The 25,680-nt window shown below is 26.3% G+C and carries 28 protein-coding genes; 24 read left to right on the top strand and 4 right to left on the bottom strand.

The window, feature by feature from the left end:
* The first annotated feature begins 106 nt into the window (after window positions 1–106).
* The 14 genes from hypB (at window position 107) to CKV87_RS06970 (ending at window position 11,051) form a co-directional block, all read left to right on the top strand.
* The gene (hypB, locus tag CKV87_RS07035) at window positions 107–928 is read left to right on the top strand and encodes a hydrogenase nickel incorporation protein HypB (protein ID WP_012013066.1); all 822 of its coding nucleotides are present in this window, start codon (window positions 107–109) and stop codon (window positions 926–928) included.
* Window positions 929–1,053: 125 nt separating this feature from the next.
* Window positions 1,054–1,335 carry a HypC/HybG/HupF family hydrogenase formation chaperone gene (locus CKV87_RS07030; protein WP_012013065.1) on the top strand — a complete coding sequence of 94 codons (282 nt, stop codon included), beginning with the start codon at window positions 1,054–1,056 and terminating at the stop codon, window positions 1,333–1,335.
* A gap of 13 nt (window positions 1,336–1,348) precedes the next feature.
* Window positions 1,349–2,473, top strand: a complete 1,125-nt coding sequence (hypD, locus tag CKV87_RS07025) for a hydrogenase formation protein HypD (RefSeq protein ID WP_012013064.1) — start codon at window positions 1,349–1,351, stop codon at window positions 2,471–2,473.
* An 8-nt stretch (window positions 2,474–2,481) separates the two neighbouring features.
* Window positions 2,482–3,645 (top strand): McrC family protein, encoded by a 1,164-nt coding sequence (locus tag CKV87_RS07020; protein WP_012013063.1) that lies wholly within the window; start codon window positions 2,482–2,484, stop codon window positions 3,643–3,645.
* A complete protein-coding gene (locus CKV87_RS07015; protein ID WP_012013062.1) occupies window positions 3,638–5,149 on the top strand; it encodes an McrB family protein in 1,512 nt (503 codons plus the stop codon). Before CKV87_RS07020 ends, CKV87_RS07015 begins: the two co-directional genes overlap by 8 nt.
* The gene (locus CKV87_RS07010; RefSeq protein ID WP_012013061.1) at window positions 5,146–5,994 is read left to right on the top strand and encodes an NAD(P)-dependent oxidoreductase; all 849 of its coding nucleotides are present in this window, start codon (window positions 5,146–5,148) and stop codon (window positions 5,992–5,994) included. Before CKV87_RS07015 ends, CKV87_RS07010 begins: the two co-directional genes overlap by 4 nt.
* Window positions 5,995–6,003: 9 nt before the next feature.
* Entirely contained in the window at window positions 6,004–6,360 is a 357-nt protein-coding gene (locus CKV87_RS07005) for a nucleotide pyrophosphohydrolase (RefSeq protein ID WP_012013060.1), read from the top strand.
* Window positions 6,361–7,359, top strand: a complete 999-nt coding sequence (gene hypE, locus CKV87_RS07000) for a hydrogenase expression/formation protein HypE (RefSeq protein WP_012013059.1) — start codon at window positions 6,361–6,363, stop codon at window positions 7,357–7,359.
* Between the two features lie 133 nt (window positions 7,360–7,492).
* Window positions 7,493–7,834, top strand: a complete 342-nt coding sequence (gene hypA, locus CKV87_RS06995; RefSeq protein ID WP_014468908.1) for a hydrogenase/urease nickel incorporation protein HypA — start codon at window positions 7,493–7,495, stop codon at window positions 7,832–7,834.
* A 73-nt stretch (window positions 7,835–7,907) separates the two neighbouring features.
* Window positions 7,908–8,321, top strand: coding sequence for a hypothetical protein (locus CKV87_RS06990; protein ID WP_004509630.1), 414 nt, complete (start codon window positions 7,908–7,910; stop codon window positions 8,319–8,321).
* Window positions 8,322–8,370: 49 nt separating this feature from the next.
* Window positions 8,371–8,565 carry a hypothetical protein gene (locus CKV87_RS06985; RefSeq protein ID WP_004509629.1) on the top strand — a complete coding sequence of 65 codons (195 nt, stop codon included), beginning with the start codon at window positions 8,371–8,373 and terminating at the stop codon, window positions 8,563–8,565.
* Entirely contained in the window at window positions 8,562–8,774 is a 213-nt protein-coding gene (locus CKV87_RS06980) for a hypothetical protein (RefSeq protein WP_004509628.1), read from the top strand. Before CKV87_RS06985 ends, CKV87_RS06980 begins: the two co-directional genes overlap by 4 nt.
* Before the next feature lies 1 nt (window position 8,775).
* Entirely contained in the window at window positions 8,776–9,204 is a 429-nt protein-coding gene (locus CKV87_RS06975) for a type II secretion system protein (protein WP_228126934.1), read from the top strand.
* Entirely contained in the window at window positions 9,204–11,051 is a 1,848-nt protein-coding gene (locus tag CKV87_RS06970) for a primosomal protein N' (RefSeq protein WP_012013056.1), read from the top strand. The genes CKV87_RS06975 and CKV87_RS06970 overlap by 1 nt, the downstream gene beginning before the upstream one ends.
* 50 nt (window positions 11,052–11,101) lie before the next feature.
* On the opposite strand, the gene CKV87_RS06965 is transcribed toward CKV87_RS06970, so the two are convergent.
* Window positions 11,102–11,473, bottom strand: coding sequence for a hypothetical protein (locus CKV87_RS06965; protein WP_012013055.1), 372 nt, complete (start codon window positions 11,471–11,473; stop codon window positions 11,102–11,104).
* Between the two features lie 304 nt (window positions 11,474–11,777).
* Here CKV87_RS06965 and CKV87_RS06960 point away from each other — a divergent pair, with 304 nt between their 5' ends.
* Both CKV87_RS06960 and CKV87_RS06955 read left to right on the top strand, forming a co-directional pair.
* The gene (locus CKV87_RS06960; protein WP_012013054.1) at window positions 11,778–13,781 is read left to right on the top strand and encodes an HAD family hydrolase; all 2,004 of its coding nucleotides are present in this window, start codon (window positions 11,778–11,780) and stop codon (window positions 13,779–13,781) included.
* A gap of 101 nt (window positions 13,782–13,882) precedes the next feature.
* A complete protein-coding gene (locus CKV87_RS06955; RefSeq protein ID WP_012013053.1) occupies window positions 13,883–15,070 on the top strand; it encodes a tetrahydrodipicolinate N-succinyltransferase N-terminal domain-containing protein in 1,188 nt (395 codons plus the stop codon).
* 36 nt (window positions 15,071–15,106) lie between these two features.
* Here the strand turns inward: CKV87_RS06955 and CKV87_RS06950 are convergent, their stop codons facing one another.
* On the bottom strand, window positions 15,107–15,616 hold the full coding sequence (locus CKV87_RS06950) for a ClbS/DfsB family four-helix bundle protein (protein WP_012013052.1): 510 nt from the start codon (window positions 15,614–15,616) through the stop codon (window positions 15,107–15,109).
* A 105-nt stretch (window positions 15,617–15,721) separates the two neighbouring features.
* On the opposite strand from CKV87_RS06950, the gene CKV87_RS06945 reads away from it, so the two are divergent.
* Complete coding sequence (locus CKV87_RS06945; protein WP_012013051.1) at window positions 15,722–17,458, top strand: ABC-F family ATP-binding cassette domain-containing protein; 1,737 nt, start codon at window positions 15,722–15,724, stop codon at window positions 17,456–17,458.
* Window positions 17,459–17,468: 10 nt separating this feature from the next.
* Here the strand turns inward: CKV87_RS06945 and CKV87_RS06940 are convergent, their stop codons facing one another.
* Window positions 17,469–17,753, bottom strand: coding sequence for an EscU/YscU/HrcU family type III secretion system export apparatus switch protein (locus CKV87_RS06940; protein ID WP_012013050.1), 285 nt, complete (start codon window positions 17,751–17,753; stop codon window positions 17,469–17,471).
* Between the two features lie 2 nt (window positions 17,754–17,755).
* Entirely contained in the window at window positions 17,756–19,447 is a 1,692-nt protein-coding gene (fliK, locus tag CKV87_RS06935; RefSeq protein ID WP_012013049.1) for a flagellar hook-length control protein FliK, read from the bottom strand.
* A gap of 170 nt (window positions 19,448–19,617) precedes the next feature.
* On the opposite strand from fliK, the gene CKV87_RS06930 reads away from it, so the two are divergent.
* From CKV87_RS06930 to CKV87_RS06900, 7 genes are all read left to right on the top strand, one after another.
* On the top strand, window positions 19,618–19,848 hold the full coding sequence (locus tag CKV87_RS06930) for a hypothetical protein (RefSeq protein ID WP_012013048.1): 231 nt from the start codon (window positions 19,618–19,620) through the stop codon (window positions 19,846–19,848).
* The gene (locus CKV87_RS06925; protein ID WP_012013047.1) at window positions 19,835–20,125 is read left to right on the top strand and encodes a type II toxin-antitoxin system RelE family toxin; all 291 of its coding nucleotides are present in this window, start codon (window positions 19,835–19,837) and stop codon (window positions 20,123–20,125) included. Before CKV87_RS06930 ends, CKV87_RS06925 begins: the two co-directional genes overlap by 14 nt.
* Window positions 20,126–20,181: 56 nt before the next feature.
* Window positions 20,182–21,006 carry a hypothetical protein gene (locus CKV87_RS06920; RefSeq protein WP_012013046.1) on the top strand — a complete coding sequence of 275 codons (825 nt, stop codon included), beginning with the start codon at window positions 20,182–20,184 and terminating at the stop codon, window positions 21,004–21,006.
* A 114-nt stretch (window positions 21,007–21,120) separates the two neighbouring features.
* On the top strand, window positions 21,121–21,471 hold the full coding sequence (arsC, locus tag CKV87_RS06915) for an arsenate reductase (glutaredoxin) (RefSeq protein ID WP_012013045.1): 351 nt from the start codon (window positions 21,121–21,123) through the stop codon (window positions 21,469–21,471).
* A complete protein-coding gene (locus CKV87_RS06910; RefSeq protein WP_012013044.1) occupies window positions 21,468–21,833 on the top strand; it encodes a hypothetical protein in 366 nt (121 codons plus the stop codon). Before arsC ends, CKV87_RS06910 begins: the two co-directional genes overlap by 4 nt.
* Window positions 21,833–24,160, top strand: a complete 2,328-nt coding sequence (locus CKV87_RS06905; RefSeq protein ID WP_012013043.1) for an AAA family ATPase — start codon at window positions 21,833–21,835, stop codon at window positions 24,158–24,160. Before CKV87_RS06910 ends, CKV87_RS06905 begins: the two co-directional genes overlap by 1 nt.
* A gap of 62 nt (window positions 24,161–24,222) precedes the next feature.
* On the top strand, window positions 24,223–25,680 hold the full coding sequence (locus CKV87_RS06900) for a peptidylprolyl isomerase (protein WP_012013042.1): 1,458 nt from the start codon (window positions 24,223–24,225) through the stop codon (window positions 25,678–25,680).

Here is a 25,680-nt window from a genome sequence, read left to right as displayed (position 1 = left end):
ATTTTATCAAATTTGTTCTAAAAATATATAAGTGCTCAAAAGTTATTATACAAAATTTAGAGTTTTTGGGTTAAACTTCATCAAAATAGAGTTAAAAGGAAGAAATATGTGTAAAGATTGCGGTTGTACAATAGCAGGAAGCGAACATCAACATCATCATGATGATCATCATCATCACGACCATGACCATAATCATGGACATTCTCATCATCATTCACATGATAGTGCATCTCATCAAGCAGCACACGAAACACTACATCATAATCCACAATTAAATGATGCAAAAACAATTTCAGTTATTCAAAAAATTTTAGATAAAAATGATCACGAAGCAGCTCATAATAGAGCTCATTTTGATAATCACAAAGTTTTAGGAATAAACTTAATGTCAAGTCCAGGAAGTGGAAAAACTACATTTTTAGAAAATATTGCTGATATGGTTGATTTTAAATTTGCAGTTGTTGAAGGTGATTTGGAAACTTCAAGAGATGCAGATAGACTTAAAGCAAAAGGAATAAATGCAGTTCAGATACAAACAGGAAGTGCTTGTCACTTAGATGCATTTATGGTTCATAAAGGTTTACATGACATCTCTTTAGATAGTATTGATGTTTGTTTTGTGGAAAATGTAGGAAATTTAGTTTGTCCAGCATCTTATGATGTGGGAACTCACTTAAATATTGTTTTAGTTTCAGTTCCTGAAGGAGAAGACAAAATAGCAAAATATCCAGTTATGTTTAGATGCGCTGATTTAATTCTTATTACAAAAACAGATTTACTTCCATATTTTGATTATGATATTGAAAAAGAGAAAGTAGAAGCTAGAAAACTAAAACCAAATGTAGATATTTTAGAAGTAAATATCAAAGATAAACAATCTTTACAAAATGTAATTGATTGGATAAATTTCAAAAGAAAGATGCGATAAATTTCTAAAACGAATTTTATTCATTTAGGCTTCACGGTGGGTACCCAAAAATCAAAGATTTTTACCCATCCGTTGCAGAATCATTCATAAAATTGTTTTATAAATAAGAAAAAGGAAAAAATTATATGTGTTTATCAATACCATCGAAAATTAAAAGTATAGATACGCAAATGAACACTTGCGTAGTTGATACTATGGGAGTTGAAAGAAGTGCTAGTTTAGATTTGATAGATCAAGAGGTAAAAGTAGGAGATTATGTTTTAATTCATATAGGTTTTGCTATGAATAAAATAGATGAAGAATATGCCTTAGAATCTCTAAAAGTTTATCAAGAAATCATAGATAAAATGGAAGAAGATGACCGCTTAGCAGCTATTGAAGAATCACAAAACTGTCCAAATAGATAAAGTGTAAAATATTATGGAAAAAGAGTTACAACTAAAAGATTTATATGATGGCTTTAGAGATTCAAAAGTTATAAAAGCATATAAAAAATTAATAGATGAAGATTTAAAAGATTATGATAAAACTATAAATATTATGGAAGTTTGTGGAGGACATACTCATACTATTATGAAGTATGGAATACCACAACTTTTGAATAAAAAAATAAACTTTATTCATGGACCTGGCTGTCCTGTTTGTGTTATGCCAAAAGATAGAATAGATAGTGCTTATGAGTTAAGTTTACAAAAAGATGTAATACTTGTAACACTTGGAGATATGATAAAAGTTCCTGGAAGTAAAGGAAGTTTACAAAAAGCAAGAAGTGAAGGTGCTGATGTAAGATTTGTCTATTCTCCTATGGATTGTTTAAAAATAGCAGATGAGAATAAAGATAAAATAGTAGTATTTTTTGCAATAGGATTTGAAACAACAACTCCAATGACTTGTGCTTTAATGGAGCAAGTAATAAAACAAGATATAAAAAATATTCTGTTTCATATAAATCATATAACAGTTCCTGAAGTAATGCAAGTATTAGTTCAAGATGAGAATTGTAAAATCGATGCTTTTTTAGGACCATCACATGTAAGTGTTATTAGTGGAAGTAAAATATATGAAGAATTTCCACGAGATTATAATAAACCAGTTGTTGTAAGTGGATTTGAACCAGTAGATGTGATGCAAAGTATCTCAATGATAGTAAAACAGTTCAAAGAAAAAAGAGCCAATTTGGAAATCGAGTATAAAAGACTGGTATCTTATGAGGGAAATCTAAAGGCTCAAGAATTTATAAATAAATACTTCAAAAAAGTTCCTTTTAAATTTAGAGGAATTGGAGAAGTAGAAAATAGTGGTTATGAACTAAAAGATGAGTTTGATAAATATAATGCAAAAATAGTTTATAAAGATATATTGCCTACACAAGAAGTAAAAGAGAATAAAGCTTGTAAATGTCCTGAGATTTTAAAAGGAGTTGCAAAACCAACTGATTGTAAAATCTTTGGAAATGTATGTACTCCAACAAATCCTATTGGTTCTTGTATGGTAAGCAGTGAAGGTGCTTGTAGTGCTTATTATAAATATGGGAATTTGTTGTAAAATAGTAAATGCAAAATACAATATATGAATATGAAGAGATAAAAGAAGAAAATAATAGAGAATTAAAAACACATATTATAGATAATTCTTCTCTTCATCAATATTTTAAACTTGATTGGAAAACTCTAAAAGCTAGACAATATTGTGGGATTTTAAATTTTGACAATCAAGATTTTTATATCTTGCCAAAAATTGCAAATCGCAATAGTAAACCAGATGATGAACAAAATCTAAATATATTTATTTATATGTTGATGTATGCCTATGATGTAAAACTATCGAATGAACAAATAGCAAGTTGTGCAAATCAAAAACATACAATTTTAGAAGTATTTATTCAAATGTTTGCAAATGGACTTTTACAGGAACTTAAAAAAGGTTTATATAAAGAGTATTTAACTAAACAAGATAATCTTCCAGTTTTAAAAGGGAAATATTTAATCAATGAAAATCTAAAATATAATTTCACAAAAAATAAAATCTATTGTGAATATGATGAATTTAGTGAAAATAATAGTTTAAATCAATTTTTTTTATATACTGTAAAATATCTACAAAAGTTTGTCAAAGATAAAAAACTTCTAAAACAATGTGAACTCATTTTTGATGAGGTTGAATATAAACAAATAGATATAAATAGACTTGAAACTATTAATTTTGATAGATTAAATCTACGATTTAAAACAAGTTTTGAAATAGCAATTTTACTTTTGAAACAATCTATTCTTTTATTTAGTCAAGATAAAAAATCATTTGCTTTTTTATTTGATATGAATGTATTGTTTGAGAAGTTTATAGCTAGAATGGTAAAAGAATTAGATAATAATGCAAAAATACAAAATCAAGATAATTTTGGAAATTTAACTTTAAAGCCAGATATAATACTAGAAAATCAAATAATAGATACAAAATATAAAAAAATCAAATCAATAGAAGATATAAAACAAAGTGATAAACTTCAAGCTTTTAGTTATGGTATAAATTATAAAGTTGATAATGTGATGCTTTTATATCCAAAACATTTAGATAATATAAAATATGATTTAGTTTTAGGAAAAGATGATAAAAAAGTAAAATTAAAAATACGAACTATTGATTTAAATTTTAGTGGGAATAATTATAAAGAGTATATTGATGAAATAATGGAAAGGTTAGGGCATTTAGATGGATAATATTTATAATGAGTATAGAAAATTTTTAGAAAATTCTAAAACAATATATAATAATGATTTCTCTGAGAATACTATAAAAGACCAAATAAAAATTTTGTCTGAAGAAATACCTAAAAAATTGAATAAATATTATAAGACTGATAGTTACAAAAATTTATTTTTAATAACTGATTTAAATGAAGTGAAAGAAATTCAAGATAAATTTAAAGGAAAAAATAAAATTTTTGAACTTAATGATGGTAATAGTTCAAGTAGTTCTTTATATCAATATATAAAATTTTTAGAATATAAAAATAATGGAGAAAGTAATATGTTAGAAAAAATAAATATAAAAACAAAAAATATTATGCTTTATGGTGCTCCTGGTGTTGGTAAAACTCATAATTATAAAAGATTGATTACTATGATTGAAAATGATGAAAGTGAAAAAACTATCTTTGATACAATCTCAAAAAATGAGACTACAAATGATTTTAATTATTCTAAATTCGACGAAGCAAAAAAAGATAATAGAGTAGAGTTTGTAACTTTCCATCAAAGTTATTCTTATGAAGATTTTATTGAAGGATTTAGACCTAGTGAAAATACTCATATAGAACTAGAAGATGGGATATTTAAATTAATTTGTAATAAAGCAAAAAATCAAGTAAAAGAAACAAAGTTCCAACATATTTCTTTTGATGAAGCTTTTGATATATTAAGAACTCAATACATAGAAAATGAATTAGATAAAATATATAGTGTTTCTAATGTTGAAATAGTTATTCATGAATTTAAAGAAAAGACTATAAAAGTTCAATCTTCTAATGCTAAAGATACACAATATGTTAAAAAATCAGATTTAGAAACTGTTGTTCAATCAATACTTAATAATGAAGTTCAAAAACCAAGTGATATAAAAAATTTAGATGTTAAAAAAGATACTATTTCTTTAGGTGGGTTATATTATCCAATTGCTAAAAAGATAGTTGAAATAATTAATGATAATAAAAAAAGTATTGAAGAAAAAGAAAAAAACTTCTATATAGTAATAGATGAAATAAATAGAGGAAATATCTCTAAAATCTTTGGTGAACTAATAACTCTTATAGAAGAAGATAAAAGAGATGCTTATGAAGTTACACTTCCATATTCAAAAGAGAAGTTTAAAATTCCATCTAATTTATATATTATAGCTACTATGAATAGTACAGATAAATCAATTGCAACTATTGATATAGCATTAAGAAGAAGATTTACATTTTTGAAAATGAAACCAAAAGAAGAGTTAGTTAAAAATGAAAATGCAAAAGCTTTAATGAAAGAATTAAACGAATATATAAAAAAAACAATAGGCAAAGATTATCAACTAGGACATAGTTATTTTATGAAAATAGAAAACGAAGATAATTTAGAGTTTGTAAAAGAGTATAAAATCAAACCACTTTTAGAAGAGTATTTTTACGGTGATGAAACAAATTACAACAAAGCAATAGAGATTTTAAATAGAAAGGATAATGAGTGAAAAAAGTAGCATTTATTGGTGTTGGAGTTATGGGCAAATTTATGGTTTCAAATTTACTAAAAAATGGATTTGAAGTAAGTATTTATGCAAGAAATAAAGCTAAAGTAGAAGATAGTATAAAAGAGGGTGCTATTTTTTGTGAGACTATCAAAGAGTGTGTACAAAATAAAGATGCGATTATCACAATAGTTGGTTATCCAAAAGATGTAGAAGAAGTTTATCTTTCACAAGAGGGAATTATAAACTCTGCTTCACAAAATTCATATTTGATAGATATGACAACTACAACTCCAACATTATCTGTAAAAATCCACGAAGAGGCTAAAAAGAAAAATCTAAAAGCTTTAGATGCTCCCGTTTCAGGTGGAGATATAGGAGCTAAAAATGCAACTTTATCTATTATGGTTGGAGGAGAAAAAGAAGATTTTGAAGCTTGTAAAAAACTATTTGAAGCGATGGGGAAAACTATCGTTTATGCTGGAAATGCAGGTAGTGGACAACATACAAAAATGGCAAATCAAATAGCAATTGCTGGTGTTATGGCAGGAGTTAGTGAAGCTATTGCCTATGGCAAAAAAATGGGACTTGATATACCAACTATGTTAGCAAGTATTAGTAATGGAGCAGCTCAAAGTTTTCATCTTACAAATAATGCTCCAAAGATGTATAAAAGAGAGTTTGAACCAGGCTTTTATATAAAACATATGGTAAAAGATTTAAAAATAGCAAATCAAGAGATGCCAAACCTAAAAGTATTAAAAGATGTGTTAGAGATATATGAAACACTTGAAAAAAATGGTGATGGCGATTTAGGAACTCAAGCTATTTGTAAATATTATGAATAAAGGTTTTTTATGGATATAGAAAAAATAAAACAAAGAATTCAAAAGTTTAGTGATGATAGAAATTGGGAAAGTTTTCATAATCCAAAAAATCTAGTTATGGCATTAAATGGCGAAGTAGGTGAACTAAATGAGATTTTCCAATGGCTAAACTTTGAAGAGTGTATGAACTTACCAGAGGATGTAAAAGAACATACAAAAGAAGAGGTTGCTGATATTGCTATTTATCTTATAAGAATTTGTATGAAGCTTGATATAGACCTAGAAAAGGCGATATTAAATAAGATGACAAAAAATGAAGCTAAATATCCAGCAGAAACATCACAAGGTGGAAGTAAAAAATATAGTAAGAGTAGGGAAAATAGATAAATGACAAAAACAATAACATTAGCACACGGTAACGGAGGTGCAGAGAACAATGAGCTTATAACAAAGGTATTTTATAATGCTTTTAAAAATGACATTTTAGAAAAAAGTGAAGATGCAGCAGTTATAGAAAATGGAAAGCTTGCTTTTAGTACAGATTCTTTTACAGTTAGTCCTCTTTTTTTTAATGGAGCAAATATAGGAAAACTTGCCATTTGTGGAACTTGCAATGACTTGAGCATGATGGGAGCAAAGCCAAAATATCTTACTTGTTCAGTTATAATTGAAGAAGGCTTTGAAGTAGAACAGCTTGAAATCATAGTAAACTCTATGAAAGAAGAGTTAGCAAAAAATGAAGCAATAATAGTAAGTGGTGATACAAAAGTAGTACCACGTGGTGCAGTTGATAAAATCTTTATAAATACAACTGGTATTGGAGAAATACTTTATAGTGGAATAAGTTCAAACAATATTAGTGAAGATGACTTGATACTTGTAAGCAGGGATATTGGAGCACATGGAGCTACAATATTTACTGCACGTGAGGGTATGGATATGCACTCAAATTTAAAAAGTGATTGTAACTCTTTATATCCTCAAGTAAAAGCTTTGATAGATGCTGGTGTTAAGATAACAGCTTTAAGAGATGCTACAAGAGGTGGAGTAAGTGCTGTATTAAATGAGTGGGCAAAACAATCAAATATTTGTATAGAAGTAGAAGAAGAACAAATTCCAGTAAGTGATGAGGTAAAAGGAATTTGTGAAATGCTTGGTTTTGAAGCTACAAACTTAGCAAATGAAGGAACATTTGTACTTGCTATATCAAAAGATGATGCAGCCAAAGCAATAGAAGTTTTACATAAATTTGAAGAGGCAAAAAATGCTTCTATTATTGGAAAAGTAACTGCTCAATATCCACAAAAAGTTATTTTAAATAGTTCTTGGGGAACAAAAAGATTTTTAGATACACCAAGCGGTGAACTGCTTCCCAGAATATGTTGATAAACTAAGTGCAACTTTTTGCACTCTTTAGAGTTTTTGCTTCTTTTTAACAGAATTTATTTCTGTGTTAAAAAAGAATACTTAATATTGAAAAGGTCCCTTTTTGAATGGGACATTTAAAAAGGAGACTATTATGCACGAATATAGTATTGTTCAATCTTTATTAGAAAGTTGTGAAGAACACGCAAAGTCAAATGATGCAAAAAAAGTTACAAAAGTAGTAGTAAAGATTGGAGTTTTAAGTGGAGTTGAGCCAGAACTTCTTCAAACGGCTTTTGATACTTTTAAAGAACAAACAGTCTGCCACGATGCGCAATTTTTGATAAATCATCAAAAAATAGAGATTTTATGTCAGGATTGTAACACTAAATCAACTTTAGAAAAACATGAATTTTCATGTCCAAAATGTCAAAGCACAAACTTGACTGTAACTGATGGAGAAGATATGTATTTGATGAGTTTAGAGATGGAGTGAATGATTATTTACTAAATATTAATCAATTTATATTATAATAATGTTAATCTAAAATCATAAAATAGGAACTGCAATGTTATTAATGAAGTTACAATCAAAAGAAAAATTCTCTTTTTTACAATTAGCTCATTATCTAGCAAGAATAGATAATAATTTTGGTAAACGAGAAGAAGAAATAATCTTAGAATATTGTACAGAAATGGGAATTGAGAATTTAGACTCTTTTGATATGGAAAATTTCAGTTTAGAAAATATCTTAAAAGATTTTAAATCAGAAGCAAGTAAAAGAATTGTAATTTTGGAATTAATGATTTTAATACATATTGACCACAACTTTAATATAAATGAACAAATTTTAATAGAAAAAATTTCAAAAAGTTTTGGTATTGATATAAAAGATGTAAATGACTATTCTCAATGGGGAAAATCAGTTGCTATGCTTTATGAGGTTGCAAAAATATTTATAAATGAAGAAAAAGTTAGTTAAATTATTAATTAAAATTTAATTAACAAGAAATTTTGGATAGAATTTCGTTATGGAAATTTTAGAAATATTAAACAATAGAATTGATAATTTACTTTATGATTATGAAAAATTAAAACTTGAGAATATTGCGTTACAGCAAGAAATTGAGAAATTAAAAAATGAAAATGATCAATTAATTAGAAATAATCAAGATATGTTTCTAAAAATAGATAGTACATTGACGTTATTGAAGGTACAAAAGTGACAAAAAAAGAGGTTACATTCCATATAAATAATATGGCTTATACTTTAAATATTGATGAAGAAGTAAAAGGTGTATTAACAAAATATTTGGATTTGAATAATAATAACGATACAAAAGATTTACTAAAAGCTTATCTTGAACTAACTTATGAATATAGACAATTTCAAAAAGAAGTTGAAGATATAACAAATAAACTTATAGGGCTTTGATATAAAAGCTTTTTCTTTAATTGAGATTATTGTAGTGCTTTTAATTGTAGCTATAATAACAACTTTTGCAATGACTAAATTTAATCAAGTTACCAATAAAACTCATCTTGTAACTTTAAAATCACAATTAGCACTTATTCAATCAGGAATTTCAAAACAGAAAAACAAAAATATACTTTTAAGTAATCTTCCAAATATTTCATCTTTAGATGATGCTTCAACAAATGTAAATAATCAAGAGTTATTCAAAAAAGTTATTGATTTTTCTATTCTTTCTACAAATACAAGTGATAGAAAATTAGGAAGTTGGGCAAAAGTTTCGCAAAATAGTTATATTTTTTATTTAGAATCAAATCCTATAAATTTTGTTTTGGAAAATAACTCTTTTGTTTGTAAAAGCCAAGAAGATATCTGCAAAGAGCTTAATTAATGTATTTTTATGAACTTGCTTTATTAAAATCACCTTTAGAAAATCTTACTTTTCAAAGTGAAGAAGAAATAAAAATTGGAACAAAAGTTTTAATAAAATTAAAACAAAGAAAAGCTTTAGATGAAGCAGTTATTGTAAAAATAGTTGAAAAACCAGATTTTAAATGTACAGATATTAGTGAAATTACAAATGAATTTTATGATGAAAAGATGCTTGAAATTGCAAGTTTTATCTCTACATATTATGTTTGTTCTTTAGGTGAAGCTCTTAGTATTTATAACCCTTTTGATAAAAATATAAAACAACTTTTAAATGAAGAAATATTTGATAGTAAAATAGTTTTATCAAGTTTACAAGAAAAAGCCAAAGAGTTTTTAAAACAAAAAAAACAAGCACTTTTATTTGCAAATACAGGTGCTGGAAAAACAGAAATTTATATAAAAATTATTGAAGAGTGCTTAAATAGTGGTAAACAAGCAGTTTTACTTATGCCAGAGATCTCTTTAACTCCTCAAATGCAAAAAAGATTGGAAAAAGTTTTTGCTAAAAGTGTAGCTATTTGGCATTCTAAAATTACAAAAAAGAAAAAAGCACAAATTTTACAAGGTTTACAAGAAGGAAGTATAAAACTTATTGCAGGAGCAAGATCTGCACTTTTTTTACCATATTCAGATTTGGGCGTGATTGTTGTAGATGAAGAAAATGATGATTCTTATAAAAGTGATTCAAAACCGCGATTTCATACAAAAGATTTGAGTATTTATATAGCTAAAAAGTATAATTTACAACTTATTCTTGGAAGTGCAACACCATCTTCTAGTTCATTTTTAAAAATACCTTTTTTTAGGCTTGATGAAACTTACCATAAAACAAATAAAGCTTATAGTTTTGAAGATAGTGATATGAATTTATCTCCAAAGATTTTAAATAAAATAGAAACTACGATAAATAGCCAAAATCAAGTTATAGTTTTTTTGCCAACACGAGCAAATTTTAAATATCAAATTTGTACAACTTGTGGAAAATCAGTTGAATGTCCATATTGTAGTGTTTCTATGAGTTTACATAAAAATGATTTGGCTTTAAAATGCCACTATTGCGGTTATACTCAACAAATTCCAAACTCTTGTCCTAGCTGTAAAACTGGAATTATTCATAATTTAAGAGTTGGAACTGCGCAGATTGAAGAGGAATTAAAAGCTATCTTTCCACAAAAAAATATCAAAAGATTTGATAGAGACGAGATAAAAACAGAAAATCAACTAAAAACTATTTTAAATGATTTTAATAGTGGGAAAATAGACATTTTAGTTGGAACTCAGATGCTTTCAAAAGGACATGATTATCATAATGTGAAGCTTGCTGTTGTTCTTGGAATTGATTCGGTTTTAAATATGAATTCATATAAAGCAAGAGAAAAAGCACTCTCACTACTTATTCAAATATCAGGACGAAGTGGAAGAAGTGGTTTTGGAGAAGTGATAATTCAAACAAAAAATCAAGAGTTTTTTGATTATTACTTAAATGAGTCAAATTATGAAGAGTTTTTACAAAGTGAACTAGAGTTTAGAAAAGATTTATATCCACCATATTTAAAAATGGCAAAAGTTACATTTTCTCATACAAATGGACTAAAAGTGAAAGATGAAATGGATTTTTATGTAAAACTTTTTAAACAAAATAAAAATGTAGAGGTTGTAGGTTTTGGACAAAGTCCTATATTTAAAATAGCAAACAAATATAGATATGAAATCATTCTTCGTTCAAATAATGTAAAAGCATTACTTCAAACTTTACACTCAATAAACTCAGCAAATGCTTCAATAGATATGGATACAATTTACTAATATAAAAAACAAAGCCAATTTTATAAAAGCCTTGTTTAATTTAGCAAAAATTATTCGGCGCTACTTAATAATGCTCTCATTAATTCTGCCTTATTTTGTAAATCAACACCCATATTTTTTAAAAAATCATTTTTATAACTTAGTTGTTCTTCTTCTTGTGTATTTACATTTGTTTCTTGAACAGAAGCAGTGTCAATATCAACTTTTTCAGGAATTACCATATCTTGTCTATCAAGTGCAAAATTATTTACTTGAAGATAGTTATTTGATGGGTCAATAGGTGAAGAACTTACTTGATTTAAAGTTTCTTCATAACTTGAATATTCAGAATTTTCTTGAAAATTAATACGACTTCTAAGGCTATCAGCTGTTTTAAGAAAACCAATATTAAAATCATTTATTATATTATCGGCTGAAGACATTTCACTTTCCCTCTTAAAAACTTTGGTTAAATAATAGCATAAAGAAAATTATATATACAAAAAATATACAGCAAATTCCGAAAAATTTGGTATAAAATTGAAAATATCTAAAATTTCATAATTTTTTTAACTTTACCAATATATAGGAAATGAATGATACTTTCATAAATAAAAAAGGCTTCTTTTCATTTATCGATAAAGTAAACATTTATTTAAAACTGCTAAAATCGAAGGGTTTTCGAAAGAAAAATAACAAAAATATCAACATAAAAGGAATCAAAACAGCACAGGAGGTAAAAGCAATATGATATTTGATAATAAAGAGATAGAAGCTGCCATTTTTGATATGGATGGTACGATGTTTGATACTGAAAAGTTAAGAATGAGAATGATTCAGCAAGCTTCAAAACAGATTTTTGGTGAGAGTTTATCTGAAGAGATTTTAACGCAATGTTTGGGCTTGAGTGCAAAAGCTTCGGAAGAACTGATTAAAAAACAATATGATGAAAATTATCCTTATATTGAGATAAGGAAACTCGCAGATGAACTTGAAATTAATTGGACAAAACAAAATGGAGTACCAATAAAAGAAGGTTTATTTAATGTTTTAGAAAGATTAAAAAAGAATGGTATTTTAATAGCGCTTGCAACTTCAAGTAGAAGAGAAATAGCAGAACAATATCTTTTAAACGCAGGAGTAATGCATTTTTTTGATATTACAGTTTGTGGAGATGAAATAAAAAAAGGAAAACCCAACCCTGATATTTTTATAAAAGCTGCAAAAGAACTAAACTGTCAACCAAATAAATGTTTAGTTTTTGAAGATTCGCAAAATGGTCTAATATCTGCTTTAGATGCAAATACACTACCAATTTATATCAAAGATATAAAAGATCCAAATGAAGAAATTTTACAAAAAGTTTTTAAAAGATATCAAAATATGAAAGATTTCGTTTTAGATTTAGCTTTATACACTTCAAAGATGAAACCACCACTTATAAATGAACATTTTCCTCAAAGTACAGATTCTTTTAAAGCAGGAATTCACGGTTTTGGTGCAATTGGTGGAGGTTATTTGTCTCAAATTTTTCTTCATTGGGATGGGTATACACGTCCAGAAAAAATAACAGGTGCTTCAAAAAATGTTCTTTTAAGAGATTTGATAAATTCATCTGGAAAATATACTATAAAATATGAAAGTATTGCATATCATCAAACTATTAGAGGAATCAATATTATTGATTTAAATGACCGTGAAGCTATAGATAAAATGTATATTGAAAGCGATATTATAGCTTTAACTCTTCCCGAATCTGCAATAAAAACCCAAGCGATAAATATAGCTTTAGGATTAAAAGCAAGATATAAAAAGCATGATAAAAAACTCACTATTTTAATTGTAATGAATAAAATAGGCGCAAAAAAATATGTAAAAAGACATATATTAAAATCTCTTAAAACAATAATTGAAGATAAAGAAGCAACACAAATCATCAATAATACTCATTTTTGCGAAACAGTAGTTAATCGTATGGTTTCAAATATTCCACTATCAAATGCTTTGAAACAATTTAAAGAAAATTTATCTGAAATAGATGAACTAAATATAGATTTATTTTCCAGTGAACCAGATATTTTGATTTATGCTGATAATAATAGTCCAATTTTAAATACATTAAGACAAGTTAAAACGGTATCAAATATAGATATTATGCAAAATATTAAAAATAAACTTTCAAATGGAACACACGCAATTATAGCTTGGTACTCTTCCCTTCTAGGATATAAAACAATAGGACAAGGAATTGGAGATAAAAGAGTATATTCTTTAGCAAAAAGAATTATGGAAAATGAGATAAAGCCTTTTTTGATAAATGAAACACCAGAATTAAAAAGTTATATTTTAGAGTTTATAAATAATTTTATAAAACGATGTAGAGTCTCATTTAAAGATAGTTGTCATAGAGTTGGACGAGATCCTTTAAGAAAACTTCAAAAAGATGAAAGAGTTTTAGGTAATATTTTTTCAGCACAAAATATGGATTTAAAAACTCAAAATCTGGAATTTGGTGTTGCTTGTGCAATACTTTATTCTCTTTTAGTTGCACCTTCTAAAGATAAAGAAGCAACAAAAATAAAAGAACTTTATGCAAAAAGAAACAAAGTAGAGGATATTTTATGTTATGATGGAGAATACAATTTTAAACCATATAAAGGTTTAGATAAAAAAATAGATGCAAAGCTTATAAAAAGAATTGAAAATAAATTAGAGAAAATAAAAACATCTTTAAAAATAGAAGAAAATTAAAGCTTTTGCAAGATAGTATTTTTGTACTACCTTTTAATTAACCTAATATTAGTCTTATTTATAGTACAATATACGAAAATTTTATAGGAGATTAAGAACTAATGGCTTATACAAAAGATGAATTTAAACAATTAGTAGAAGATATTCAAGCACAATCTTGGTACAAAAATCCAATTGGATTTGGTATTGCAAGAGTTGATAGAGGACAATTAAATAAAGATAAAATACTTCAAGCAACTTTTCCAGTAATTAACTGGAATGAGAACTTTGGAAGTGCAGCAATTTTTTTAAATGCTTTAAAAGTAGCTGGAGAAAATGTTGATACATCAAAATCTGAATTAGTATGTAAAATTTCAGATGAATTTCTAACTTCTTGTATTGAAGCTTTTAGACCTTTTATCCCTGAAGCAAAAGGTGAAGCACATAAAAATGTTCAAGTTATCTCAACTTTAGCATCTCTTCCAATAGATTCTGGTTTAACAGCAGATGATTATAGAGTTGTATTTATTTTTGAAGATACTGCACCTGAGAGTACAGAATCTGTTTATTTAAAACTTTATGCACTTTCAACTGGAAAAGCGAAATTAAGAAGCCTTAATTTAAATGGTGCATTTGGAAAATTACACAATTGCGCTTGGATAGGAAATCAACCAATTGAACTTGATTGGCTAAGAGCAAATGAAATCGTTTTAAAAATTGGTGCAAAATATCCAAATATTGATTTTGTAGATAAATTCCCAAGATTCTTACAACATGTTATTCCTGCTGATAACACAAGAATTTTAGAAACTTCAAAAGTTAGAATGGGAGCACAATTAGCAGCTGGAACAACAGTTATGCCAGGAGCTGCATATATTAACTTCAATGCGGGAACTTTAGGTAGCGTTATGGTTGAAGGAAGAATATCTTCAAGTGCTGTTGTTGGAGCTGGAAGTGATGTTGGTGGAGGAGCTTCAATTCTTGGAGTATTAAGTGGAACAGATGGTGTACCTGTTACTATTGGAGAAAACACTCTTTTAGGAGCAAACTCTTGTACAGGAACAACTATTGGTGATGGTTGTATTTTAGATGCTGGAGTTACAATCCTTCCTGGAACTAAAATAGCACTTTCAGATAAAGCAGTAGAACAACTAAAAGCTATAAATCCTGGAAAAGAAATCTCTAATGTTATGAAAGGTAGCGATTTTATCGGAGTAAATGGAGTTCACTTTAGAGTAAATTCTTCAACTGGTCAAACAATTGCTATGAGAAGTACAAGAGAAATCAAATTAAACGCTGATTTACACTAATTTAATAAAAAACAAGAATTTTTCTTGTTTTTTATTTTAAATATTATGACTTTTTTTCCATTTTCTTATTCTTGCTTTAGCATTAGTGTATGGTGATGAAGTATTAAATTGTATCATTCTTCCTAAAGTCCATTTTTCATACCAACTAATTTCATAAAGTTCTTTATTTGATTTATTTTCTATAAGTTTTAAAATTTCTTCAACTCTTTTATCTAGTTTGAAAAGCAAAGTATTAAAATCATCATTTTTATAATCATCATAAAATTTTTGTGCTAGTTTTCCTAATTGATTCCATTTATAACCTGTTTCTGGAAAATCAACTTCTTCTTTATTTTGTTTTTTTACATTCCATTTTAAGACTAATTCTTGCCAACCAAGAAGATATGATAAAAGATTATTAATAGACATTAAAGTACCTTTTGAATGTCCTTCTAAATCTTTTAAAGTTGTAAGTTCGATAGGAATATTTTCTAACTCTTTTTTGAGTTTTATGTAGTTTGTATTTATTGCAAGAATTAACTCTTCTTTATTTACTGGAACAGCCATAAAAACTCCTTTTTAAAATATTAAAAAAATGAGTTTATGATAATATAACTGACAATATCATATAATCCCACCTTTAAAAATAGAATTTACATAAAAGAGACATAGATGATAGAACTAATAAACATATCAAAAAGTTATCCTACAAACCAGCTTTATAGTGATTTAAACCTACGATTAAATAAAGGTGATAAAGTTGGATTAGTTGGGAGAAACGGTACAGGAAAATCGACACTTTTTAAGCTTGTATTAGGTGAAGAACATGCTGAAAGTGGTGAAATTGCAATACCAAAAAACTATAAAATTGGAGCATTAAAACAATATTTTGATTTTACAGAAAAAACACTTTTAGACGAAACAGCTTTAGCTTTAGGAGAAGATGATAAATACAACATCTATAAAGCTGAAAAGATTTTATTTGGATTAGGATTTAGTGAAAGCGATTTACAAAAAGAGCCAAAAAGCTTTTCAGGTGGTTATCAAATACGGATAAATTTAGCAAAACTTCTTTTAACTGAACCGAATATGCTTTTACTTGATGAGCCTACAAACTACCTTGATATTTTATCTATTCGATGGCTAAAAGCTTTTTTAAAATCTTTTGATGGTGAAGTTATACTTATCACTCACGATAGAGATTTTATGGATAGTGTTTGTACTCATACTATGGGAATTATAAGAAAAAATGCTTTTATGGTACAAGGTGGGACGAAAAAGTTTTATGAATTATTAGAACAAAATGATGAACACTACGAAAAGCAAAAAATAGCACAAGAGAAAAAAATCAAAGAACTTGAAGAGTTTATTGCAAAAAATAAAGCAAGAGCAGCAACTGCAAATTTAGCTCAATCAAAAGTAAAAATTTTAGAAAAAATGGATATTTTAGAAGATATTGAATACGATAGAAATCTAAAATTTGATTTTAATTACAAAGATACAAGTGCTAAATTTTTACTTGAAGTTAAAGATGTAAGTTTTGGATATACAAAAGAAAATATTTTATTTAAAGATATAACTTTTGCATTAAACAAAGGTGAAACGATTGGAATTATAGGAAAAAATGGAAAAGGAAAATCAACACTTTTAAATGTTCTTGCAGGTGAACTAAAACAACTAACTGGAAGTGTAGATTATCATCCAAGTTGTGTATTTGGACACTTTGGGCAAACAAATATTTCTCATCTAAACCAAAATAATACAATAATGGATGAAATTCACTCTGTAAATGTAAAACTAGCTGAATCAACTATAAGAAATATTTGTGGATTGATGATGTTTAGTGGTGATAATGCAAAGAAAAAAATCTCACTTTTAAGTGGAGGTGAAAAAAGTAGAGTAATGCTTGGGAAAATTATCGCTCAAGATGTAAATTTACTATTTCTTGATGAGCCTACAAACCACCTTGATATGGATTCTATTGAAGCACTTACAAATGCTATAAAAGCTTTTGAAGGTTCTTGTATTATTGTAACTCACAGTGAAGATTTACTTAGAGCTGTTTGTGATAGATTGATTGTATTTACAAATGATGGAGCTGATTATTTCAATGGAACTTATGATGAGTTTTTAGAGAAAATTGGTTGGGAAGATGATTTAGAAGAACCAAAGAAAAAAGTTGAAAAACCAAAAGTAAATAAAAAAGAGAGCAAAAAATTAAGAGCAGAATTAGTTGCAAAAAAAAGCCAAGATTTAAAACCTTTAAAAGCACAACTTGAAGAGTTAGAAAATAAAGCTTCTACACTTTTTGGAATAGAAAAAACAAAAGTTGAAAACTCTATTTTAGAAGTTATGGAGAAAATAGAGCAGATAAATAAAGATTTTGAAGAAAAAATGAGTGAACTTTAATATTTAAAGTTTACTTCTTAGCCTTATTTGATAAATCATAAATAAAAGAAAATATCTCAGCAACTGCTCTATACATAGAAGTTGGAATCTCTTTATCTATATCAATTTGAGATAAAAGTTCTATCAAATCTTCATCTTTTTGAATAGGAATTTTATTCTCTTTTGCAATTTTTATGATATTTGAAGCAGTTACACCTTTTCCTTTTGCAGTAACTTTTGGAGCATTGTCCTTTTCCATTTGATATTTTAAAGCAACGGCTTTTTGTATAAAGTTTTTGTTTATATCTTCTTGCATTTTTAAGCCCTTATATCAATTCCAGAAGATAAATCTTGGTTATTATAGTTATTTATATAAGTTTGTGCTGGTTTGCTACTTTCTTTATTATCTTCTTTCATATCAAGAAGTTTTACATTTACAGGAATTAACTCAACACTATTTAATGCAATTTTTAACTGTTGCATATTTTCTCTGATTGCAGTTTTAAAATGTTCTCTTTGTGCATAAATAGTCAAATCAAGTTTGTTTTTATCATATAAACCAAGCATCAAATCAACTTTTCCAAAGTCTTTTAAAGTAAGATTTATCTGACAAAAAAACTTCTCTTCATCTTTTTGTTTCATTTCAATCGAACCATCTTCAAGCATTTCCCAAAAAAATGGTAAATATACATAATTTGAGTTTGATACAAGAGAAGTTAATTGGTGTAAATCAATTTGAGTTAAAAGTCTATCAACTTGTTTTGCTATTTCAAGTGATTTTGGGTCAGTTTTTGAAGCTAATTCATCTTGCATTTGAAGTAGAACAGTTTTCATATCTTCACTTACTTTTGTATCAAGCTTTCCATTTGGAGTTGTCGCTAAATCTTGGATGATGTGTTCTACTTTATCTACAAGTTTTGTTAAGTGATTTTGTAGATGAGTATTATTTGGATTGAGTGTTTCTAAACTCTCTTTTAAAGTTGTTAAAAGTGGAGATAAATTTGAAGCAAAATTATTCGTAAAAGTGCTTAAATTTCCTGATGAATTACTATTTGCTAAAAAGTTTTGAATAGTATCATTTTTTGAAAATAAATTATCCATTTTCAAAAGATTATCAATCATTGGTAAAATATTTTTATTTTGTATCATATTTGGATTTTGGATAATGTCATTTTTTATTTGTGTTAAAAGCTCTTTCGTTTGTAAATTTATACTATCTTTTAAAGTTGTATTATTTGCTAAATTAGTCATTTTATCAGTTAAATTTGTACTATTTTCTATTTTAGATTCAACCAAAGTTCCTTCATTTATTAAGCTTTTTAGTTGGTTTGCTAAGTTTGAAAGGTTTTGAGTTTGAGTTGGATTTAAAGAGTTATTTAGATTTTGTAAAGATGAAGTTAAAGTTTTTAGATTGTTTGTAAATTCATTTGTTGCTGTTTGATTTTGTGTTATTTGTGTATTTGTATTCGTTTGAGTTTTTATATTTTGCAAAAGCTTGTCTATTAGTTCATTTACTTGTTTTGCTTGAGGTGTGTTTATATCTTTTAGCAAATTTTGAAGTTGAGTTAACACATTTTCAAGTTTAGAATTGGGAGTTTGTGAAAGTTTTGATTCTAAAAATATACCAGAATTTTTTATCTGTTCTTTCAAAGCATTTGCATCTATATTTTTGACATCTTTTAAAAAGTTTTCAAGTACAGGTTTAAACTTTTGTAAGTTTTCATCAGTTGAAAGTTCATCAACTAAAGACGATAAATTTGTAGATACATTTCCTAACTCTTTAAAAGTAGCAGAGTTTTTTAACATATTTTCTATAGTTGAATTTGATTTTGTTCCATCTTTTAGGCTTGTAAAAAGCTCTTTTAAAATAGTACTTGCTGAAGTTGAAGAAGTTGAACTTTTCACCATTTGTTCTAAATTTTTTGAATCAGCTTCTTTTAGTACATCATTTAAAACTTTATTGTTGTTTGGTAATAGTATATTTAATAAACTTCCATTTGAAACTAACATAGAAGATTATAACACAAAAATTTGAAAAAATGTTATTCTAAAAATTCGTTAAAATGGTCTGTTTTTAAAAATTATTCTTAAAATAAATCAAAGAATATATAAAAATTAAATATTTATTTATATCTATACAGATATACTTTTATATATATTTAAAATTTAGGATTAGAATTATGATAGCAACTAAAAATACAAAGTTATTGATTTCAATGCCACAAAATTTATCAGATGAAGTTACAGAATTTGCAAAAGAGTTAAATCAAAATAAAAGTACTTTGGTTTCTCAAGCATTAGAGTTTTATTTTGATCATCTTGATTTGCAAATTGCAAAAAAAAGAAGTTTAGAAAAAAATGAAACAATAAGCTTAAAAGATATGAGAAAATTATCTGATGAATCGTTATAATTTAGAGTTTGATAAAAAAGCTTCAAAAGATATTTTAGCTTTAGATAAATCAGTAAGAAATTTCATTTTAAATGAACTTGAAACTTTTATAAATAATTTTGATGAAGATTATGAAAAAGAGTTAATGAAACTTACTAAAATAAAAGCTTTAAAAGGTGAGTTTAAAGGCTTATATAGATTAAAATTAAGAACATATAGAGTTATCTATGAAAAACAAGGAGATAAGCTTATTATCTTAGTTTTAAGAGTATCTCATAGAAAAGATGTTTATTTATAAAATATTATGTTGTCATTGAATTTGTAGGCTGATCATTAATAAAAAGGATATGTAATTTGGCAAATTTAACTTTTAATCAAAAGCAAATTTTTGAAAAACTTTTTGATAGAGGTGGTTACGTTTTAAATTTCTCAGATAGGACATTTAGTGAATTTTTTAAAGACTTTGGCATAAATATTGATGCTCAAAAATATCATAAAAATGGTTCTTCAAAAATGAAAAGATTAAGGGCTTTTTGGGAAATAGAAGAGAATGAACTTGTAGGAAATGTCTTAAATGGATTATTGGAATTATCAAAGCAAATTGATGATATAGAGGATAAAGATTATAAATTAGCTATATCTTATATTAATACTTTATTAGGAATTAAAAGTAGTGATATAAAAAAAGATAAAGAACTAACCGAAAATGATCTTTTGAAAATAGAATTTTCAGAAATTAATTTATCTCCTTTAAGATTAGATTTTCAATTTGAAGAAGTTATTAATCAACGACTTCAAGAAATAAAAAAATCTTTAAATAGCGAAGCTTCTCTTTCTGTAATTTTTTTATGTGGTAGTACATTAGAAGGATTATTACTTCATCTTGCTATTCAAAATCCACAAAAATTTAATAGTTCAAAATCTGCTCCAAAGAATAATGATGGAAAAGTGAAACAATTACATGAGTGGACATTAGATAATTTGATAAATGTTGCTTATGAACAAGATTTTATTAAATTAGATATTAAAAAATTTAGTCATACATTAAAAGATTTTAGAAATTATATTCATCCAAGGCAACAGGCTTTACAAAATTTTAATCCAGATAAACATACTGCAGAAATTAGTTGGAAAGTTTTACAAGCTATCATTGCAAATTTGACAGGAAAAAGAAAATAAATATTAGTTGAATACTGTTTTATAAAGAATATTAAAACATTACAAATTGTAAGCTTTTATCTTCTATAAAAAAGTTTTAGATATAATAAAAAACTTAATAAGCAGAGGTATTTTATGCAAGATATTCAAATTTGGCACAATCAAAGCTGTTCAAAATCAAGAAATGCTATGACTCTTTTAGAAGATAAAAAAATTAGAGCAGATGTTAGAAATTATTTAGAAAATCCACCTTCAAAAGAAGAATTAAAAGAAGTTTTAAAAAAGTTAAACATAAGCGCACAGGAACTTTTAAGAAAAAATGAAGATTTATATACGACTTTAAATCTAAAAGATGAAAGTAGCGAAGAAAAACTTATAGAAATTATGGTACAAAATCCTATTTTAATTGAAAGACCAATTATCATAAAAGGTGATGTTGCAGTTATTGCACGACCAATTGAAAATTTGGAAGAACTACTTAAATGAGTTTTGAAGTAAACGAAAAACAACAAAGAATAAAATATATTCGAGTTTTAGAAAAATTTTTTACAAGAACTATTTCATTATTAAAATTAGAAAATTTTGATAAAGAGTTATTTAAAACTAGAACTAAAAAAAATTTAGAAGATATGAATAAAACTAAAGAAGTTGAGCTGTATTCTGAATATTATACAAATTTAAAAGCATTTATTTCTAAAACGATAAGCTATACACAAAATCATAGTGAAACTTTTGAGGAAGAAAGAGCAAATTTATTAAAAGATGCAAATCTACTTCAAAAAGAAAAAAATAAAACAAACTACAAAAAAGATAAACATAAAAAACAAACTTTCAATGATGGATATTAATGCAAGAAGAGTATAAAAGTTTCAAATTATCAGGAGTTATAAAAAAAGTTTTATATAAAAATGATGAAACAAAATACATAATTGCTGTTTTAGAAAATAATCAAAAAGTTTGTGGAACATATTTTGATACTGATATTGAAAAAATAGTTGGAGAAGAGGTTGTTTTAACTGGAAATTGGACTACTCATAAAAAGTATGGAGTTCAATTTGAGTTTGATACTTTAGAACTAAAAGAAGCAGAAATGTTCTTTTTTCTTACAAAGATTGTAAAAGGTGTAGGAAAAAAATTTGCTAGTGAACTTTTAGAAAAATATAGTGAAAATGAACTAATTGAAATTTTAAATGATAGACCAAATGAACTTTTAAATTTCAAAGGTATAAAAGATAAAAAACTAGAAACTATTGTTGCATCTTGGCATAAGTTTAAACATTTAAGAGAACTAGGTTCATTTTTAGGAAAATTTGGAGTAACTTCAAACTTAATTACAAAAATATATTCAACTTTTGGTGAAGTTGAAAACTTAATAGAAAAAATTAAACAAAATCCATATATTTTGATAAATATAAAAGGAATAGGTTTTAAAAGAGCTGATGAAATAGCAAAATCTCTTGGAATTGACCCAAAATCAGAGTTTAGAATAATGGCTTGTCTAAACTATACTTTAAGAGAGTTTTGCGATAACAACGGAAACTCTTCAATAGACAAATTTCATCTATATAAACTTTTAGATGAAAGTTTGAGATTTTCAAATCAAGAACTTTTATATGAATCAGCAATTTCAAAAATGTTAGTAGATGAAGAGCTTTTTGTTACAAGTGAAAATAGAGTTGCACTTTCTATGCTTTATTATGCAGAAAAGAGAATTTTAGAGTTTTTTAGTAGAAGAAAAGATGAAAAAAATAAGAAAATTATTGCTTCTTTTGATGAATATTTAGTTAAAAAACAAGAAACTTTAGGTTTTGAACTTAGTGTTGAGCAAAAAAAAGCAGTGGAACTTATAAATAGTGGTGAAAAAACTCTATTTTTGATTGGTTACGCTGGTACTGGAAAGTCAACCTCAAGTAGGGCGATATTAGAACTTCTTGAAGAGATAATGAGTTATGATGATATTATGACTATTGCTTTAAGTGGAATAGCAAGTCAAAGAATAAGTGATACAACAGGTTATAACTCTTCAACTATTCAAAGTTTACTTGTAAAACATAAAGAGAAGGATTTTTTCCCTTATAAAGCTATTTTACTTGATGAAGCTTCTATGGTAAATTCAGTTACTTTTTATCAAATTATTTCAAAGATTGATGATGATACTATTTTTATAATCGTTGGAGATGATGGACAGCTTCCTGCTATTGGAGCTGGAAATATTTTAGCAGATGCAATAAAATATGAACTAGCACCTATTTGTAAACTTACAAAAATTTATAGACAAAATGAAAATCAAGCAATAGCAGTTATTGCAAATGATATAAGACGAGGTGAAATTCCTTCTTATAAAGAAGATTATGAAGATTTTAGGTTTATTGATGTTTCAATAGCAAACTATTATGCAATGAAAAACTCTGTTTCATCAAATGACTTTGCAGATTTAAGAGGTGAAAATAGCGAATATATTTTAAATAATATTTTAAATATCTCTTCAACTTATATCCAAGATTATTATGATTTTATAAAAAAGAAAAAAATATCAAAAGCTTTGACACTTTTTCAAGTAATTACTCCAATGAAAGGAGGAGTTTTAGGAGTTGATAATCTAAATATTCAACTTCAAAAACTTTTTAATCACACAAAAGGAAAAGCTTTTGCTTCAAAAATCTATGAATATAAACTTACAGATAAAGTAATTCATATAAAAAATGAGAATATGAAAGCTCAAACTATGAGTATGTATAAAAGTGGCTCAACAGATTTTTTAGAAAGAAGGGTTTATAACGGTCAATTAGGTCTTATAATAAAACTTGATTTTGAAGAAGAAAAATGTATCGTTTTATATCCAAATGATGATATGGTAGTATTTTATGACTTTGAAAATGTTCATCATCTTTTATCTTTGGCTTACTGTTTAACTATTCATAAAACTCAAGGAATGGAGTATGATAATGCACTTATTCCTATGAGTTTTTCTCACTATATTATGCACAATACAAAACTACTTTATACAGCAATTACAAGAGCAAAAAAAATGTGTTTTATTGTAGGAGAAGAAGAGGCTTTTAAAAGTGCTTGTAAAAAATTAGAGATTACAATTAGAGAATCAGTAATAAACGATTTATTAAGTAAAAAAGAGCCAAAAATTGATTTATCAAATGTTGAAATGATTACTATTTAACGAACATAAAAGCAACTTTTTTGTATTATCTCTTCTAAAAATTTTTAAAGAGGTTAGATTTTATGATAACTTGGATGCAAAGACACAAAAAGTGGTTAGTAATTACAATATGGATAAGTACAATTGCATTCGTTGGAGCTGGATTCGTTGGTTGGGGTTCTTACGATTATGGAAAACAAGGTGGAGTAGTAGCTAAAATTGGAGATAGAGAAGTTACTGTTGAAGAGTATCAACAAGAGTATTCAAATCTTTATTCACAATATTCAAGAATGTTTGGTGATATGTTTAACAACCAAATAGCTGAGCAATTAGGACTTAAAGATATAGCTTATAATCAAGTTTTACAAAAAAATCTATTTATGGCTTATGGTGATTCTTTAGGATTAGATGTTACAGATGAAGAAATAGCTCGTGAGTTATTAAAATATGAAGCTTTCTTTAAAGATGGAAAATTTGATAAAGATACGTATTTAAAAGTTTTAAATCAAAATAGATTAACACCAAAACATTTTGAAGAATCTCTAAAAAGAACACTTTTATTACAAAAAGTTCAATCTTTATTTGAAGTAAATCCAACTTCTTGGGAAGTTGAAAATATAAGTAAATTATTATTTTTAGAAGATGATATAACAATAAAAATTTTATCTTCAAACGATGTAAAAGTTACTGTTGATGAAGAAGGTTTAAAAAAATATTGGGAAGACAATAAAAACTCTTATATGTCAGAAGTTACTTATGATTTAGAGATAAAAGAGATTCCATTTATAAACTCAAATTCAACAGAAGCTGAAATAAAAGAACAATACGAAAAATTTAAAATTGATTATAAACATGAAGATGGAAAAATCAAATCTTTAGAAGAAGCGACACCACAAATCAAAACAGATTTAGATGATAAATTTACAAAAACTGAAGCTTTAAAAATTTATTTAAAACTTAAAAAAGATGAAGAAAAATTTGATAAAACTTTAAATATTTTAGAATCAAAACTTCCATATTCACAAGAAAATATTGCAAAAATAAAAGAAGTGAAAAATGGTGAAGTTGTAAAACCATTTATGGAAAATGGAAAATATATTATAGTAAAAGTTGTAAAATTAAATCCTTCAAAAGTTTTAGATTTTGAACAAGCAAAAGCAAAAGCAACACAAGATTATGAGAAAGTTTTAAGAGCACAAAAACTTCAAGAACAAGCAAAAGCTGAACTAAAAGATTTTAAAGGTACTGATATTGCAGGAGTTACTAGAACTTCAAAAATTGCAGGATTATCTCAAGAAGAATCAACAAACTTTTTAAACCAACTATTTTTTGCTACAACTAAAGAAGGAGTGATTGGAATAGGGGATAAAATAGTTTTATATAGAATAAATAGTTCAAAAATAAAAGATTATGATAAAACAAAAGATCAAGCAGTAAAAAATGCAATAATGCAACTTCAAGAAACAGAATTGATGACAAATTTATTACAAAAATTAGAAAATATTTTTAATATCAAATCTTCAATCCAGACAAAGGAGTAA

The sequence above is a fragment of the Aliarcobacter butzleri genome (assembly GCF_900187115.1).
Lineage (GTDB): Bacteria > Campylobacterota > Campylobacteria > Campylobacterales > Arcobacteraceae > Aliarcobacter > Aliarcobacter butzleri.
This window is presented reverse-complemented; position numbering and strand designations above follow the sequence as displayed.